16 protein-coding genes are annotated in these 15,340 nt (G+C 72.1%); 7 read left to right on the forward strand and 9 right to left on the reverse strand.

Translation table 11 applies throughout. From position 1 onward, the window contains the following. Positions 1-130: 130 nt before the first annotated feature. From ACH4S8_RS08625 to ACH4S8_RS08640, 4 genes are all read right to left on the reverse strand, one after another. Positions 131-676 carry a PadR family transcriptional regulator gene (locus ACH4S8_RS08625; protein WP_398391967.1) on the reverse strand — a complete coding sequence of 182 codons (546 nt, stop codon included), beginning with the start codon at positions 674-676 and terminating at the stop codon, positions 131-133. 123 nt (positions 677-799) lie between these two features. After that, positions 800-2,815: an FAD-dependent oxidoreductase gene (locus ACH4S8_RS08630; protein ID WP_398391968.1), complete on the reverse strand. Its 2,016-nt coding sequence runs from the start codon at positions 2,813-2,815 to the stop codon at positions 800-802. Between the two features lie 152 nt (positions 2,816-2,967). Then, a complete protein-coding gene (locus tag ACH4S8_RS08635; protein ID WP_398391969.1) occupies positions 2,968-3,771 on the reverse strand; it encodes an alpha/beta fold hydrolase in 804 nt (267 codons plus the stop codon). Between the two features lie 110 nt (positions 3,772-3,881). Continuing rightward, positions 3,882-4,697 (reverse strand): putative protein N(5)-glutamine methyltransferase, encoded by an 816-nt coding sequence (locus tag ACH4S8_RS08640; protein WP_398391970.1) that lies wholly within the window; start codon positions 4,695-4,697, stop codon positions 3,882-3,884. Positions 4,698-5,106: 409 nt separating this feature from the next. Between ACH4S8_RS08640 and ACH4S8_RS08645 the strand changes: the two genes are divergently transcribed. Continuing rightward, positions 5,107-5,541 carry a MarR family winged helix-turn-helix transcriptional regulator gene (locus ACH4S8_RS08645; protein WP_398392353.1) on the forward strand — a complete coding sequence of 145 codons (435 nt, stop codon included), beginning with the start codon at positions 5,107-5,109 and terminating at the stop codon, positions 5,539-5,541. 43 nt (positions 5,542-5,584) lie between these two features. Here the strand turns inward: ACH4S8_RS08645 and ACH4S8_RS08650 are convergent, their stop codons facing one another. After that, positions 5,585-6,355, reverse strand: coding sequence for a GNAT family N-acetyltransferase (locus ACH4S8_RS08650; RefSeq protein ID WP_398391971.1), 771 nt, complete (start codon positions 6,353-6,355; stop codon positions 5,585-5,587). Positions 6,356-6,693: 338 nt separating this feature from the next. On the opposite strand from ACH4S8_RS08650, the gene ACH4S8_RS08655 reads away from it, so the two are divergent. From ACH4S8_RS08655 to ACH4S8_RS08665, 3 genes are all read left to right on the forward strand, one after another. Then, the gene (locus ACH4S8_RS08655; protein ID WP_398391972.1) at positions 6,694-7,299 is read left to right on the forward strand and encodes a sulfite oxidase-like oxidoreductase; all 606 of its coding nucleotides are present in this window, start codon (positions 6,694-6,696) and stop codon (positions 7,297-7,299) included. Then, the gene (locus ACH4S8_RS08660) at positions 7,292-8,053 is read left to right on the forward strand and encodes a ferredoxin reductase (RefSeq protein WP_398391973.1); all 762 of its coding nucleotides are present in this window, start codon (positions 7,292-7,294) and stop codon (positions 8,051-8,053) included. The genes ACH4S8_RS08655 and ACH4S8_RS08660 overlap by 8 nt, the downstream gene beginning before the upstream one ends. A 194-nt stretch (positions 8,054-8,247) precedes the next feature. Then, a complete protein-coding gene (locus ACH4S8_RS08665; RefSeq protein WP_398391974.1) occupies positions 8,248-9,441 on the forward strand; it encodes a M48 family metallopeptidase in 1,194 nt (397 codons plus the stop codon). Positions 9,442-9,471: 30 nt separating this feature from the next. Here ACH4S8_RS08665 and ACH4S8_RS08670 read toward each other — a convergent pair whose 3' ends face one another. Together ACH4S8_RS08670 and ACH4S8_RS08675 are read right to left on the reverse strand one after the other, a co-directional pair. After that, positions 9,472-9,645 carry a hypothetical protein gene (locus ACH4S8_RS08670; RefSeq protein WP_398391975.1) on the reverse strand — a complete coding sequence of 58 codons (174 nt, stop codon included), beginning with the start codon at positions 9,643-9,645 and terminating at the stop codon, positions 9,472-9,474. A 45-nt stretch (positions 9,646-9,690) separates the two neighbouring features. After that, positions 9,691-10,338, reverse strand: coding sequence for a class I SAM-dependent methyltransferase (locus ACH4S8_RS08675; protein ID WP_398391976.1), 648 nt, complete (start codon positions 10,336-10,338; stop codon positions 9,691-9,693). Positions 10,339-10,896: 558 nt separating this feature from the next. Between ACH4S8_RS08675 and ACH4S8_RS08680 the strand changes: the two genes are divergently transcribed. Next, positions 10,897-11,862, forward strand: coding sequence for an acetylxylan esterase (locus ACH4S8_RS08680; protein ID WP_398391977.1), 966 nt, complete (start codon positions 10,897-10,899; stop codon positions 11,860-11,862). Between the two features lie 8 nt (positions 11,863-11,870). Continuing rightward, the gene (locus ACH4S8_RS08685; protein WP_398391978.1) at positions 11,871-12,272 is read left to right on the forward strand and encodes a nuclear transport factor 2 family protein; all 402 of its coding nucleotides are present in this window, start codon (positions 11,871-11,873) and stop codon (positions 12,270-12,272) included. 107 nt (positions 12,273-12,379) lie between these two features. Here ACH4S8_RS08685 and ACH4S8_RS08690 read toward each other — a convergent pair whose 3' ends face one another. After that, positions 12,380-13,081 (reverse strand): hypothetical protein, encoded by a 702-nt coding sequence (locus tag ACH4S8_RS08690; protein ID WP_398391979.1) that lies wholly within the window; start codon positions 13,079-13,081, stop codon positions 12,380-12,382. Between the two features lie 88 nt (positions 13,082-13,169). After that, complete coding sequence (locus ACH4S8_RS08695) at positions 13,170-14,096, reverse strand: aldo/keto reductase (RefSeq protein ID WP_398391980.1); 927 nt, start codon at positions 14,094-14,096, stop codon at positions 13,170-13,172. A 500-nt stretch (positions 14,097-14,596) separates the two neighbouring features. Here ACH4S8_RS08695 and ACH4S8_RS08700 point away from each other — a divergent pair, with 500 nt between their 5' ends. Beyond that, positions 14,597-15,322, forward strand: coding sequence for a GntR family transcriptional regulator (locus ACH4S8_RS08700; protein WP_398391981.1), 726 nt, complete (start codon positions 14,597-14,599; stop codon positions 15,320-15,322). The last annotated feature ends 18 nt before the right edge of the window (positions 15,323-15,340 follow it).

Below are 15,340 nucleotides of genomic sequence, written 5' to 3' on the forward strand. Positions count from 1 at the left end.
GCCTGGTGCCGGTTCGGCCACGGACAGCCGCCTGGTGCCGGTTCCGGCCGTCCGCGCCGGATTCCGTACGGGACGGACGTGTTCCCGGGCCGGGCACGGGTGCGGCCGCGGCCCGGCTCCCGGGCGGCGCTCAGTCGCCCGCCTCCATGCTCTCGAACTCGGCCAGGGCGTGGGTCAGCCACTGGGTCCAGAAGGTCTCCAGGTCGATGCCGGCCCGCAGCACGAGGTGGCGCAGCCGGTCCTCCGGGGTGCTCTTCTCCGGCGGGAAGTCCCGGTCCTGGATCTCCTCGTACTCCGCCAACTGACGCCGGTGCAGGGCGAGATGGCGACGCAGATCGGCCTCGACGCCTTCGGTCCCGACGACGGCCGCGGCGCGCAGGCGCAGCAGCATCGTGTCGCGCAGCGGCTTCGGGTCCTGCGAGGCGGCGGTCCAGCGGGCGAGTTCGGCGCGGCCGGCGGGCAGGACTTCGTAGCTCTTCTTCTGGCCGCGGGCGTGCTGCTCCTGGGGCAGCGCCCGGATGTACCCCTCGGCCTCCAGTTTTCCCAGCTCGCGATAGATCTGCTGGTGCGTCGCCGACCAGAAGTAGCCGATCGACTTGTCGAACCGCCGGGTCAGTTCGAGGCCGGACGAGGGCTTCTCGAGCAGGGCGGTGAGGATCGCGTGCGGGAGAGACATGAGGTCATCCTAGGGAGGGCCGGGGGCGCTGCCGGATGACCGGCCGTCCGGCGCCGGACACCACGGCGGCCCTCCCCCGGTCCGTCTTCCGCGGGAGGGCCGCCGTTCGTCTTCTTCGGCGTCCTAGAGGGCCGCCGCCAGTTCCGTGCCCTGCTTGATGGCCCGCTTGGCGTCCAGTTCGGCGGCCACGTCGGCGCCGCCGATGAGGTGGACACCGCGGCCCGTGGCGCGCAGCGCCTCGTACAGGTCGCGGCGGGGATCCTGTCCGGTGCACAGCACGATCGTGTCGACCTCCAGGACCTGGCTGTGCCCGTCGACGGTGACGTGCAGTCCGGCGTCGTCGATCCGGTCGTACCGAACGCCCGGGACCATGGTGACGCCCCGGTGCTTGAGCTCGGTGCGGTGGATCCAGCCGGTGGTCTTGCCGAGTCCCGCGCCGACCTTGGACGCCTTGCGCTGCAGGAGGTGCACCGTGCGCGGCGGGGCGGGCCGTTCGGGGGCGGCGAGTCCTCCGGGGGTCCGGTAGTCCATGTCGACGCCCCAGCCGCGGAAGTACGTCGCCGGGTCCTCGCTCGCCTTGTCGCCGCTGTCGGTGAGGAACTCGGCGACGTCGAAGCCGATGCCGCCGGCGCCGAGGATGGCGACGCGGTCGCCGACGGGGGCTCCGTCGCGCAGCACGTCGAGGTAGCCGACGACGCTCGGGTGGTCGACGCCCTCGATCTCCGGGGTGCGCGGGGTGACGCCGGTGGCGACGACGACCTCGTCGTACGTCTCCAGGTTCTCCACGGTGGCCGGGGTGTTCAACCGGACGTCCACGCCGTGCAGTTCGAGCTGGGTGCGGAAGTAGCGGATCGTCTCGTCGAACTCCTGCTTGCCGGGAACCCGGCGGGCCACGTTCAGTTGACCGCCGATGTCGTCCGCGGCGTCGAACAGGGTGACCTCGTGGCCGCGTTCGGCGGCGCTGACGGCGCAGGCGAGTCCGGCGGGCCCGGCGCCGACGACGGCGACGGTCTTGCGCAGCCGGGTCGGCGCGAGGACCAGCTCCGTCTCGTGGCAGGCGCGCGGGTTGACCAGGCAGGAGGTGATCTTGCCGCTGAAGGTGTGGTCGAGGCAGGCCTGGTTGCACCCGATGCAGGTGTTGATGGCTTCCGGGCGTCCGGCCTCGGCCTTGGCGACGAAGTCGGGGTCGGCGAGCATCGGCCGGGCGAGGGAGACCATGTCGGCGTGGCCGTCGGCGAGCAACTGCTCGGCGATCTCGGGGGTGTTGATGCGGTTGGTGGTCACCAGCGGGATGGAGACGGAGCCCATGACCTTCTTGGTCACCCAGGCGTACGCGCCGCGCGGCACCGAGGTCGCGATGGTGGGGATACGGGCCTCGTGCCAGCCGATACCGGTGTTGATGATCGTCGCGCCGGCGGCCTCGACGGCCCGTGCGAGCGTGATGACCTCGTCGAGCGAGGAGCCGCCGGGCACCAGGTCGAGCATCGACAGGCGGTAGATGATGATGAAGTCGTCGCCGACGGCCTCGCGCACGCGGCGGACGATCTCGACGGGGAAGCGCGTCCGGTTCTCGTACGAGCCGCCCCAGCGGTCCTCGCGCCGGTTGGTCTGCAGGGCGATGAACTCGTTGATGAGGTAGCCCTCGGAGCCCATGATCTCGACGCCGTCGTAGCCTGCCTGCCGGGCGAGCCGGGCGGCGCGCGCGTAGTCGTCGATGGTCCGCTCGATCTCGGCGTCGCTGAGCTCGTTCGGCACGAAGGGGCTGATGGGGGCCTGCAGCGCGCTGGGGGCGACCAGGTCCTGGTGGTAGGCGTACCGGCCGAAGTGCAGGATCTGCATCGCGATCTTCCCGCCCTCGCGGTGCACCGCGGCGGTGATCTCGGCGTGCTGCTCGGCCTCGGCCTCGGTGGTCAGCTTGGCGCCGCCCTCGTACGGGCGTCCGGCGTCGTTGGGCGCGATGCCGCCGGTGACGATCAGACCGACGCCGCCTCGCGCGCGGGCGGCGTAGAACTCCGCCATGCGCTCGAAGCCGCGCTCGGCCTCCTCCAGGCCCACGTGCATGGAGCCCATGAGCACGCGGTTGGGCAGCGTGGTGAAGCCCAGGTCGAGCGGGTTCAGCAGATGCGGGTAACGGCTCATCGGGCCCTCCGTGCGCGGTGTCGTACGTCTGTTGTAGACGACGGGCCGCGGGTTATGCAACTAGTTGCACAATGAGGAGGATCACTCGGCCGACCGCCCGGGGAGGGCCGGGCACGGACCGCAGCACACGTGGTGCGGACCCTGCGGCACGGTCAGCCGAGAGCCACCCCCACCACCAGTTCGGCGACCGCGTCGGGCTGTTCGACCATCACCAGGTGGCCGGCGTCGGGGACGGACACCATCGTCACGCCGGGGGCCGCCTCCAGTCCGGTGCGCTCCTCCTCGGACAGGCCGATGTCGTCGTGGTCGCCGCGCACGACCCAGGCGGGCACACCCGAGTCGCGGAGCCGGGCGACCAGGTCCGGGTACCGGTCCAGGTAGTCGAAATAGTGCCGGATCACCTGGCGGCAGAACGCCGGATCGTTCTTCTCGAACTCGGCGGTCAGCGCCTCGCGCCGGGCCGGCGGCAGCCGGTTCGCCATGGCCCGGGGCGCCAGCTTGACCAGGCCCGCCCAGGCCAGCATCCCGACCCCCGGCACCCGCCCGAGGCTGTTGGCGATCGCGAGCGCCTTGTCCTCGTCGGATGCCGAGAACGCCGGGGAGAGCAGGACCACGGGCCCGGCGAAGTGCCCGCCGGCCGCCATCTCCAGGGCGACGTTGGCACCGATGCTGTGGCCGACCACGACACCGCAGTCGCGCTCCGCGGCCAGGGCACCCGCCAGCGCCGCGTAGTTCTCCATGGACAGATCGTGCGGCGGCGTGGTGCCCGCGTGCCCCGGAAGGGTCGCGGCCACCAGCCGCACCGGCGCCGAGGCGAGCGGCGGTGCGGCCGTCAGGTCGTCGTAGAACGCGGTGCTGCACATCCCGCCGGGCAGCAGCAGCACCCGGACCTTGGCGTCCGCGGGCCCCGATTCCTTGATGTCCCAGGCGTCGAACCTCTCGGGGGCTCTGCTCATGTCCGGACCCTCCTCTGGCAGCTGCGGTCAGCCAGAGTGTGGCGCGCGGGACGGGACGACCGGCCGACCAGGGGCCGAACGCGGCATGTCGCCCGCGCCGGCCCGACGGATCAGGGCTTCACGCCGATCACCACGTTGGCGTACCGCTCCTCCGAGACGGCCAGGCGCGCGATCAGCCCGGCGCGGGCGAAGGCCTCGACGGCCGTGGGCGCCTGGCGCTCGCTCGTCTCGATCAGCAGGCAGCCGCCGCGCGCCAGCCAGCGCGGCGCCTCGGCGGCGACCCGGCGCGCGAGGTCGAGCCCGTCCGCGCCCCCGTCGAGGGCGACCAGGGGTTCGTGGTCCCGGGCCTCCGACGGCAGCAGGCCGACCTCGTCGGTCGGGACGTACGGCACGTTGGCGGCCAGGACGTCGACACGGCCGCGCAGGGTTGCGGGCAGCGCCGCGAAGAGGTCCCCTTCGTGGACCCGGCCCGCGAACGGCGCGACATTACGGCGGGCACAGCGCACCGCCGCCGGGTCGATGTCGGCGGCGTGCAGCTCGGGACCGCCGAGGGACGCGGCCAGCGCGGCGCCGACCGCGCCCGAGCCGCAGCACAGGTCCACCACGACGGACGCGCCCCGCGCGAGCGCGACGGCCTGCTCGACGAGGAACTCGGTACGGCGGCGCGGCACGAAGACGCCGGGATCGAGACTGACGCGCAGACCGTGGAACTCCGCCCAGCCGAGGACGTGTTCGAGGGGCAGTCCCGCGACGCGCCGGTCCACCATCGCGGCGGCCTCGTCCGGGGTGCGGGCGGCGGAGCGGATCAGCTCCGCCTCGTCCTCGGCGAAGACACAGCCGGCGGAGCGGAGCGCGGCGACCATGGGGTCGGCGGCGCCGGGAACGTCAGGGGAGACGCCGGGAACATCAGGAGAGAGAGGAGGCATGAAGCCGAGGCCTTTCGACGAACCGAAGGGCGCTCCCACGGCCACCGTCAGACGGCGACCACGTTGCCTGGAGAGGAGAGCACCCGACCTGACACAGCGGTAATGGGTCTCACCTCCTGGGCGACTCGTCGGCCGCGACGGTCCGCGGCCGGGACGGCCACCCTACAGGAACGATCAGCCGACGGACACGGACAACCGGACGTCGCGTGCCGTCCGCCCGCCTCCGGGTGCACCGGGGGCCGACCTGCGTCACTCCTCCCCCTCCCACCTCAAGTTGTAGTATGCAACCAGGACAGCTCGAGGAGGTCCTGCCATGCCGTCCGAGGAGTCCGTTCACCACGTCGCCGACGCCGGGGCGCCGGCCGACGGGGTGCCGCCCGAGTCGGCCGTGGAGATCATCCAGCGGGAGATGACGGTGTTCGCCCGCCGGGCCCGGGCCTCGGCGGAACGCATGCATCCCGAGCTGTCCCTGGTCTCGTACACCCTCCTGGGCCACCTGCGGGAGGTCGGCGGCTGCCGGGCCACGGACCTCGCCGCGCACTACGCGCTGGACAAGTCCACGGTGAGCCGTCAGGTGGCGGCGCTGGAGCGGGCCGGGCTGATCGAGCGGCGCCTGGACCCCGAGGACCACCGTGTCCATGTGCTGCATCTGACGCCCACGGGCACGGCGGTCCTCGCCCTGGTGACCCGCAGCCGCCGGGCGGCGTTCCGCGAGCGGCTCGCGGGCTGGCCCGACGAGGACCTGGCCCGGTTCGCCTCGTATCTGATGCGCTACAACGCCACGGCCACCGCGTACGACACGGAGAAGCAGGAGAAGCCGGAGGCGAGGCCGCCGGGCGGCTGACCCGGCTTCACCGTGGTCCGCCGGCCCCGCGGGCCGCACGCCGTCATCCCGTGTCCGCGGTCCGGACGTGGCCGGGCCGCTGCGGCACCCGTGCGGCCATGAAGCGGACCGGACGGCGCAGCCGGAATCCCAGTGACTCGTAGAGGCGGATGGCGCCGGTGTTGCTCGCCGCGGTGTGCAGGAACGGGGTCTCGCCGCGTTCGCGGATGCCGTGGGCGACGGCCAGGATCAGACGCGTGGCCAGCCCCTCGCCCCGGTGGCCGGGGTCCGTGCAGACCGCGCTGATCTCGGTCCAGCCCGGCGGGTGAAGCCGCTCGCCGGCCATGGCGACCAGGGCGCCGTTCCGGCGGATCCCGAGGTACGTTCCGAGTTCGACGGTGCGCGCCTCGAAGGGGCCCGGCTGGGTCCGTTCCACCAGGTCCAGCATGTCCGGCACGTCGGCCGGGCCGAGCCGCACGGCCTCGGCGTCGGGCGCCGCGCGCAGTCCGTCGTCCACGAGCTGGACGCCGTCGAGGCTGAAGATCACCTCCCAGCCGTCCGGGGTCCGCCCGTCGAAACCGGCCAGCGGAGCCTCGCCCCCGGGGCCGACCAGGTCCGCCAGATCCGCCCAGTCGGCGGCGCCCGGATCGTCGGGCAGCGCCAGCCACGGGGACACGTCACGGGGGTAGCGCAGCACGCGACCGCGCCGCTCGGCGAAGTGCGCGTGGGGCCCGGTGAGGGAACCGAGGGCCGGGTTGTCGAGAGGGTGACGGACGGCAGGAGCCTCCCGCGTCTCCGGGCTCCCGAACTCTGTGGAGACGTACGCCTCGGTCATCTGTTCCCTCACTCTCCTTCGCTGCGGTCACCGGTCGCCGTCACACCGCTCACCGATTGTGCGTGTACGGGCCAACGGGTCGACTCCAAGGGCAAGGAAGATCGGGGCGCGGCTATTCCCGGACGACGGGAGAGTTCATGCGTACGCAATGATCAGCGCCCCTCACCGGCTCGGAGCACGATCCATGTGCGCGTACCGTTGAATGGTCAATGAGCGGTGCGCACCCGGGACACCGACCCGCGCTCGCACCGGTCACCCCGATCCGCGGGCCGCCGTCCCCGGCGACCGCGCTCGATCCGCGGGCCGTCGCCCCCGGCGGTCCTGGAGGCACCACCCGTATGAACGTCACGCGAGGCTTCACCGGGCGCCCGCGCGTCCACAACCCCGGACTGCCACCCGGCCAGTACGACGCCGGCGACGACTGGCCCGTCCTGTCCGCCGAGGTGACCCCGGACCTGGCGCCCGCCGACTGGAACCTGCGGATCGACGGCCTGGTGACCGAGCCGCGGACCTGGGACTGGGAGCAGGCGCACGCGCTGCCCGGCTCCTCGTACGAGGGCGACATCCACTGCGTGACGAGCTGGTCGAAGTTCGGGGTGCAGTTCGGGGGCGTGTCCCTGGACACGTTCCTGGAAGCCGTACGGCCGGACCCGGCCGCCACCCACGCGGTCGCGTACGCGCACACCGGGTACACCGCGAACCTCCCGCTGGCCGACCTCGCCGGCGGCCGGGCCTGGATCGTGTGGGAGTGCGACGGACGCCCGCTGTCGGCCGAGCACGGTGGCCCGGCGCGGCTGATCGTGCCCCATCTGTACTTCTGGAAGAGCGTCAAGTGGATCGCGGGCATCCGGATCCTCGACCATGACGAGCCGGGATTCTGGGAACAGAACGGCTACCACGCCCGCGGCAACCCCTGGGAAGAGCAGCGTTACTCCGGTGACTGAGACCACGACCTTCGTACCGCCCACCCGGTTCGCCGTGCCCGGACGCATCGCGGTGGACACGCGGACGGCCACCACCTGGCAGACCGCGACGCTCACCGAGATTCGCCGCGAGACCCCGCACGCGGCGACGTTCCGGTTCGCGGTGCCCGCGTGGGAAGGACACCTTCCCGGCCAGCATCTGATGCTGCGGCTCACCGCCGACGACGGATACGCGGCGCAGCGCCACTACTCCATCGCGTCCTCGCCCGACGACACCGGTCACATCGAACTGACCCTGGACCATGTCGACGGCGGCGAGGTCTCCGGCTGGTTCCACACCGTGGCCCGGCCCGGCGACTCCGTCGAGGTCCGCGGCCCCAACAGCGGCTTCTTCGCCTGGCCCGGGGACCGGCCGGCGCTGCTCGTCGGCGCCGGCTCCGGTGTCGTACCGCTGATGTCGATGCTGCGGCACCACCGCGCCCGGTCGCTCGACGTGCCGGTACGCCTTCTGGTCTCCGCGCGCAGCCCCGAGGAACTCATCTACGCGGCGGAGTACGGCGACGAGACCACGGCCGTGTTCACCCGCGCGGCCCCGGACGGTGTGCCGGTCGGACGTATGACCGCCGCACAGGTGGCGCCCCTCGTGGCCGATCAGCCGCCCGGTGGGTGGGAGGCCTACATCTGCGGTTCCAACGGCTTCGCCGAGCACGCTTCACGCCTGCTGGTGGCGGCCGGGCAGCCGGTGGGCCGGATCCGGATCGAGCGGTTCGGCTAGGGGGTGTCGCTCGGATCGGGTTCGGATCGGTCCGCGACCGCCGCGAGTCGTCCCGCGGGCGGAACGTCGACGCCGTCGGCGCCGGGCCGTCTTGTCCCTGTTCCGCGAGAGGAGGAGGATGCCGCTTTCGGTGTCGGTCGGGATCGGGGCCGAATCGGGGACGGGGTCGGGGGAGGGTCATGCATGGTCGAGGGGTGGCCGCTGAGGCCGAGCCCGACATACCGTTCCGGGAGCATGTGGCGACGGCTGCCGCCTGTGGCGTCGCCTGTCTGCTGCACACCCTGACGGCGAGTCTGCTGATCGGCGGTCTGCTGCTGATCGTTCTCCGCCTCGAGACGGTTGTGCAGCCGCTGATCGGGGTGCTGCTGGTCCTGTGCGCCGCCGTACTGCGCCCCCGTTTCGACAGGCTCGACCCGAATCTGCCCACGCTGCTGCGGGAAGAAGCGCCCGCTCTGTACGCGCTGTTGGACGAGGTGGCGGACGCGGTGGGCGTGCGGCGCCTCGATGCCGTACAGGTCGGCACGGATTTCTCCGTACGAGCCGGCACCTACGGCATACGGCGCAGACGACGGCTGGTGCTCGGCTATCCCCTGTGGCTGGCCTTCGCACCGCAGCAGCGAGTCGCCGCTCTCGCCCATGAATTGGGCCACTTCGCGTCGCGCGATGTCCGACGGGGGGCGCTGGTCGGTACCGCACTCGCTTCCCTGGCCGGCGGGGCGGAGCAGATGGAACACCGGACGAGCGCGTCCGAGGCGGCCTTCGACGCGTCCCCGCTCTCCCGGTATGCCGATGAGATGGCCGTAGCAGCCGTGCGCTTCAAAGTCCATGGCCAGACCGTGAATTGGGTGCTGTGGATCCCGGGCCTGCTGATGAAGGGCGCCGTTCGGCTGCTGGTTCGGCTCACACGGTCCAGCGCCCGGCGCGCGGAGTTCCGGGCGGACGCTGCGGCTGCTCGCATCGCTTCCACCCAAGCGGCTGTCTCGGCGTTGCACGACCGGCAACTGGCCGACGCCATCGACATCGAGGTGCACCGACTGGGCGTTGCGGCGCGAACATTCGGCTGGGCCGGCAGCACCCAGAGCGTCGACCAGGACTTTTGGGCGAAGGTCGGCGCATACGCGTCCTCCTGGCGCGACAGCGGGGGGAGCACGCGCGATCGAGCCGACTCGGGCAACAGGGCCCCTGCGGATTCCGACCCGTCGAGGCGACAGGACAGGGATTTCGGTCTCCCGGCCATCGGGCTGCGTGTGGCTCGGCTGTCCACGGGGACGAAGCACCCGGCCACCGTCATGCTCGACACGGCCCGGGCCGACGCCATCGAGGACGAACTCCGCGAACCGAAAGGCCTGCTGGCTCGCAAGATCGTTCAAGACTGCGTCCAGCCCTGAAGTTGTCGCCCGTGCCGGTTCCGCGCACGATCAGGCGGTTCCGGTGATCAGCGGGCCGGTTTCGCGGCAGGTCAGCAGGCCTGCCGCGACTCTCGACGTCCACCTCGGCAGGAGGAACGCGTACGCGCGGATCCGCGCGGCGGCACCCTGCTCGATCCGGGCGAAGACGAACACTTCGTCCACGACACGCTCGCCGTCCGCCACGAGGCGACCGTCACCATCGCCGCCATCGACGAGTGGCCGTGCCGGTTACCCCTTACGGACCAGCAACTGCACCGCCTGGGACCGGTGGCCGTTCATCGTGGCGACATCGATCCGCTGCTCGTCCACCATGTCGAAGTCCGACAGCAGGGCACGCAGCTCTGTGATGTCGTGGTGCCGGCACACCGCACCGTCGTCCGTGGCGAAAACCCCATGAGGTGTGCCGAACTGCTGCGCATGGGCGGCGTAACGACTGTGGTTGCGTTCGTCGTCCTGCAGGACCAGGTCGCTGACGTAAAGCAGCCCGCCGGGCACCAGAACACGGCTGAGCTCGGCGATCAGAGCCCGCTGGGCATCTTCCTCAGGGACACAGGTCAGCACGGCGAACAGCAGGACGACGTCGAAACCCGCTGACGCACACATCAGGTCCGGAGGGGATTCCAGGACGGCGAAGCGCAGGTCAGGACTCAGCCGACGGCCCCGCTCGATCAGCGTCGGAGACAGGTCCACGCCGGACACATCGGAGAAGCCGTGATCGCTCAACTCCGCCATGACACGGCCGTATCCACAGCCGTAGTCCAGGATCCGAGCGCTTGCACCCACCCCTGCCAGCCAGCTGGGATTCACCGGATGGGTGAATGTCTTCGTCGCGCCGACGCCGTCCCAGTATGCGATCTGGCTACCGAGATCCTTCATGCGAGTGCAGCATACGGCTCCGCCGACTCCCGCACTCGCCGCTTGATCCACTTATCGCGAAGGACGGGCCACCAGCCGTGGAGGACGCGCGGAGGGCGAGGCCCTCGGCGCCGGGCGGTGGGACGCGCTCACTCTCCCGCACCTGTTCACCGGACGGGGTCCGACGGAACGGTGTGGACCGTTCCGGCGGGTGTGCCCGCGGGTCTGCGGCGTGGTGCGCGCGTCGATGTGTGGACCGATGCCCGGGGCACGATCGCGCGTCCGGCGGCGAGTTCTTCCGGACAGGCTCTGGCCATGGGTGTTTTCACCGGCGCGGGCGCCGTATTCGCCGTCCCGGTCTCGTATCTCTGCGTAAGTGGGCTCTGGTACGCCGCCGACCGGCCCGGTGGGGCACGACCGGGCGCGGACGGAACCGGACCGGACCCGGCGAACGGCCTGAGAAGCGGCGCGCTCCCGGACCGCCGGGAACCGCCCTGTTCCCGGCGCGGCCGAGACGGGCCCGCGAAAGCGGACGTACGGTGTGATCATCCGTGGTCGTTTGCCGAAAGGTGGTCCCCGATGGCCCTGTTCGACCTCCCGCTCGACGAACTCCGCGCCTATCGCAGCGCGTCCACCGAGCCCGAGGACTTCGACTCCTTCTGGGCCAGGACGCTCAAGGAGGCCCGCGAACACGACCTCGCCGCCCGTTTCGATCCGGTCGGGATCCCGCTGAAGACCGTCACGGTCCACGACGTCACGTTCGCCGGGTTCGGCGGGCACCCGATCAAGGGCTGGCTGACCGTTCCGGCGTGGGCGAACTCCCCGCTGCCCACGGTCGTCGAGTTCATCGGGTACGGCGGCGGACGCGGGCTCCCGCACACGCATCTGCTGTGGGCGTCGGCCGGCTTCGCGCACTTCGTGATGGACACCCGCGGCCAGGCGAGCGTGTGGGGCGGCGGCGAGACCCCGGACCCGGTGGGCAGCGCGCCCGCCTTCCCGGGGTTCATGACGCGGGGGATCGAGGACCCGGAAACCTACTACTACCGGCGGCTGTTCACGGACGGGGTACGCGCCGTGGAGGCGGCCCGCTCGCATCCGCTGGTCGACGCGGCGCGCGTCGCGGTGCTCGGCGGGAGCCAGGGCGGCGGCATCGCCATCGCGGTCGGCGGTCTGGTGCCCGATCTGGCGGCGGTCGCCCCCGACGTACCGTTCCTGTGCGACTTCCCCCGCGCCACGACCCTCACGGACCGCGCCCCCTACCGGGAGATCGGCAATTACCTCAAGACCCACCGCGGCCGCACGGAACAGGTGCAGCGCACCCTCTCCTACTTCGACGGCGTCCACTTCGCCGCGCGCGGCCGGGCACCCGCCCTGTTCTCCGCCGCCCTGGAGGACCAGACCTGCCCGCCGTCGACGGTCTTCGCAGCCTTCAACGCCTGGGGGAACACGGACAAGGAGATCGAGGTGTACGACTTCAACGACCATGAGGGCGGCGGCCCTTACCAGCAGGCGGCGCAGCTTCGCTGGCTGCCCGCGCGGGTCTGAGGCCGGCGATGGACACGACCACCGCGGCACGGCACTTCGTCCAGGTCTGGGAACGCGCCTGGTCGGCCCACGACGTCGAGGCGATCCTGGAGCTGTACGCGGAGGACTGCGTCCACCGGTCCATGCCGTTCCGGGAGCCCCACCGCGGCCGGGACGAGCTCGCCGCGTACCTCCGCTGGTCCTTCGAGTCCGAGACCACGACCGACGTCCGCTTCTCCGAACCCCTGGTCGGCCAGGAAGGCCGGGCGGTCGCCGAGTTCCGCGTCCTCGCGCGGGAGGACGGCCGGCCCACGACGCTCGCGGGCTGCGTCCTCGTCCGTTTCGACGCCGCGGGACTCGCGGTGGAGACACGGGACTACTGGCACAGCACCCCGGGGTCCGTACCCGCTCTCCCGTGGCGGACGGCCTAACGCGGCGCTCAGACCGTCGTCGACAAGCGCGGGGGCCGGGCCCGGAAGCCTCCCGGAGAAACGGCGCCGGACCGGTCGGGTCCGGCGCCGTCCGCCGGGCGGTCATGTCAGAAGAGGCTGTCCCACCGCGTGTCCACGCTCCAGGTGCTCGCTCCTGCCGCGTAGTCGGCGAAGAGCGCGGCCACCTCGTCCCGCTCGCTCAGCACGCAGCGGTAGTGGTGTTCCATTGAGCCTTCCCGGTGTTCGACGGCGAACCCGTCCGCGGCGAGGCCCGCGTTGGGGCCGTGGCCGACCTGCAGGAAATGGCCGCTGCGCCGCTCCAGGACCAGGAACCAGTTCTCCGCGGACAGCCGGCGCACGGCACGGTCGATCACGTCGGGGTCCGGGTCCTCCACCTTCAGCCCGACGCACGGCCGAAGGCTCGGTGCGTCCGTGCCGCGCTGCGCGGGCGGACGGTGCAGCACCTGGGCCTGCGGGTCGAAGCAGACGAGTCCGTGCCGGCCGGCGAGGGCCACCACCTCGGGCGCGGTCCCGTCGGCCCGGCTCCAGGACATGGGCATGATCACATGTGCGGCGGAGACGTCGAGGCCCGCCGTCCACGGCGACGCCTCCGCCCCCGGGCCGAGGTCCGCGGTGGCCGAAAGCTCGGGGAACCGGTCGGTCAGCTCCCGGTGGAACACGGCCACGGCCTCGCTCACGACGACTCCGGCCCCGGCCACGTCGCCGTCGCACAGCCGCTCGTACGTGCGCGTGGCATCGGCGACCGGAACCCGCCCGGACTCGAACCACACCGCAAGGTCAAAACTCACGTCGCCTCCGTCCACCGAACCCTGACGCGGCGAGCGTACGGCCGGCCACTGACAACGCCCTCCCGTCGCAGGAGTGTCGAGGCGCCCTTCACGCCGGCGCCCCGTCCACGGCCGCCGCCCCGCCACCGGCCGGTGCTCCGAGCAGTTCCTGTTCCTCCGGGGTGAGCCGCAACGCGCCCGCCGCGATGTTCTCGTCCAGGTGGGCCGGGTCGGCCGTGCCGGGGATGGCCAGGACGTGCGGCCCGCGGTGGAGGGTCCAGGCGAGCCGCACCTGGGCCGGCGTCGCACCGTGGGCGCGGGCGACCGTACGGACCCGGTCGTCCGCCTCCGGCTCGGCGGCCGCCTCACGGCGCAGTCCGGAGACCGCGAAGAAGGGGACGAAGGCGATGCCGAGCTCGCCGCAGAGGTCCACCAGGCCGCTGCCGTCGGCCCGGTGCCGGTCGAGTCCGTAGGAGTTCTGCACGCAGACGACCGGAGCCAGGGACCGGGCCTCGGCGACGTGCTCGGGGCGCGCGTTGGAGAGTCCCAGATGGCGGATCAGACCCGCGTCGCGCAGCTCGGTGAGCGCCCCGAAATGCTCCGCGACGGAGTGCGCCTCGGAGCCGGTCCAGCGCAGGTTCACCACGTCGAGACGGTCCCGGCCCAGCTGCCGCAGGTTCTCCTCCACCTGACCGCGCAGCTGGTCGGGACGGGCCATGCCTTGCCACGCACCGGACGGATCACGGCCCGGTCCGACCTTGGTGGCGACGACCACGTCGTCCCTGCGGGAGGACAGCGCGCGATTGATCAGCTCGTTGGCCGAACGCAGCGGGGAGAAGTAGAAGGAGGCGGTGTCGATGTGGTCGACGCCCTGGTCGACCGCCCGGCGCAGCAGGCGGACCGCGAGGTCGCGGTCGATCGGGGGGCCGTCCGAGTTCCCGGCCATGCCGTTGCCGGTCAGTCGCATCGCCCCGTAACCGATCCGGTTGACCTCCCGGTCGCCCAGTTTCCATGTCCCCGCGTCCGCCGCGTTCACTGTGGCCCGCCTCCCTCGTCCCGGTGTCCGGCCGTCCCGTCGTCCGGCCGGAGCCTGGAGTATGAGGCGGCCGCAGGACGGACCGACAGGGGCGCGGGGTGGGCGAATTGTCACAGCAGGATCGGGAACGAACCGTTGTCGCCCGGCCGTTGGACCTGGCGAGGGATGTTCGGTCCGGGGTGACGCGCCATTCGCCCGGCCGGGCACTTTCGGACACGGCGGGTCCGGCGGTTCCCGTGGTCTCGTGGACCCTCGGAGGGCGTCCCGCCGACGTGGGCGGCGAGGCGCCCGGGCCGCACATCGCAGTCGGCCCAAGGGAGCCGGGGCCCGGCGCCGCTCGGGCGGGGCGCTCCGAGCACGGCCCGCTCCGGCCGGGGGCGCGGACCGAAATCGGCCGAAGTCACCGGACCCCCCTTTCCTGGTGGTTTAGACCAATGCTAGATGTGGTGGCGCACCGAGCTCACACGGCTACGTTTTGTCACCACGCAGGAGGCGCGGTCATGGCCCGCACCACCCATCCGTCCGACCACGAACCGCTCTACGCGCGGATCGCCGCACAACTGCTCGGCGAGCTGCGCGACGGGATCATCCCACCCGGCGAACGCCTGCCGGGCGAACGCGAGTTGGCCATGCGTTTCGGCGTCAGCCGGGAGACCGTACGGCAGGCGCTGCAGATGCTGCGACGCGAGGGCCAGGTCTCCACCGACCGTCGCGGCAGCCACGCCACGCTGTCCGGCACCGGCGCCGAGCACGTCCCGTCCCTGGACTTCCCCGTCGGCGCGCACACGGGCGAGCCCGACGGCTGCCGACGGACCACCGTGACCTGGGAGACTCCCCCGCCGGAACACGCCGAGGCCCTCGGACTCGCCCCGCGGCGGGCGACGCTGGTCCACCGCTACGAGTCCGCCGCGGCCGACGGCAGCGGCCTGCGCTCGGCCGTGACATCGTTCTCCGCCATCGCCGTGACCGAGGTGGAGGAGCTCGCCCGCTACCGCGACCGCGCGAACGGCCATTCCTCGGCGCAGCTGTCACGGGCCTACGACTGGATGCGCAAGGCGGGTCTGACCCTGCACCACCGGGACGCGATCACCAGGCTGCCGCAGTCGGTACGGGTCACCCGGCGCGTGCACGACCAGTACGACCGCCCGCTGGAAATCACCGACCTGACCGTGGACGCCCGACAGGACGCCCTGGTCTACGAGTTCACCTTGCCGGCCGCCAAGTGAGCACCGGGGGCCGGGACC

Origin of the sequence: Streptomyces sp. NPDC021080 (assembly GCF_044333225.1) — a bacterium.
GTDB lineage: Bacteria > Actinomycetota > Actinomycetes > Streptomycetales > Streptomycetaceae > Streptomyces.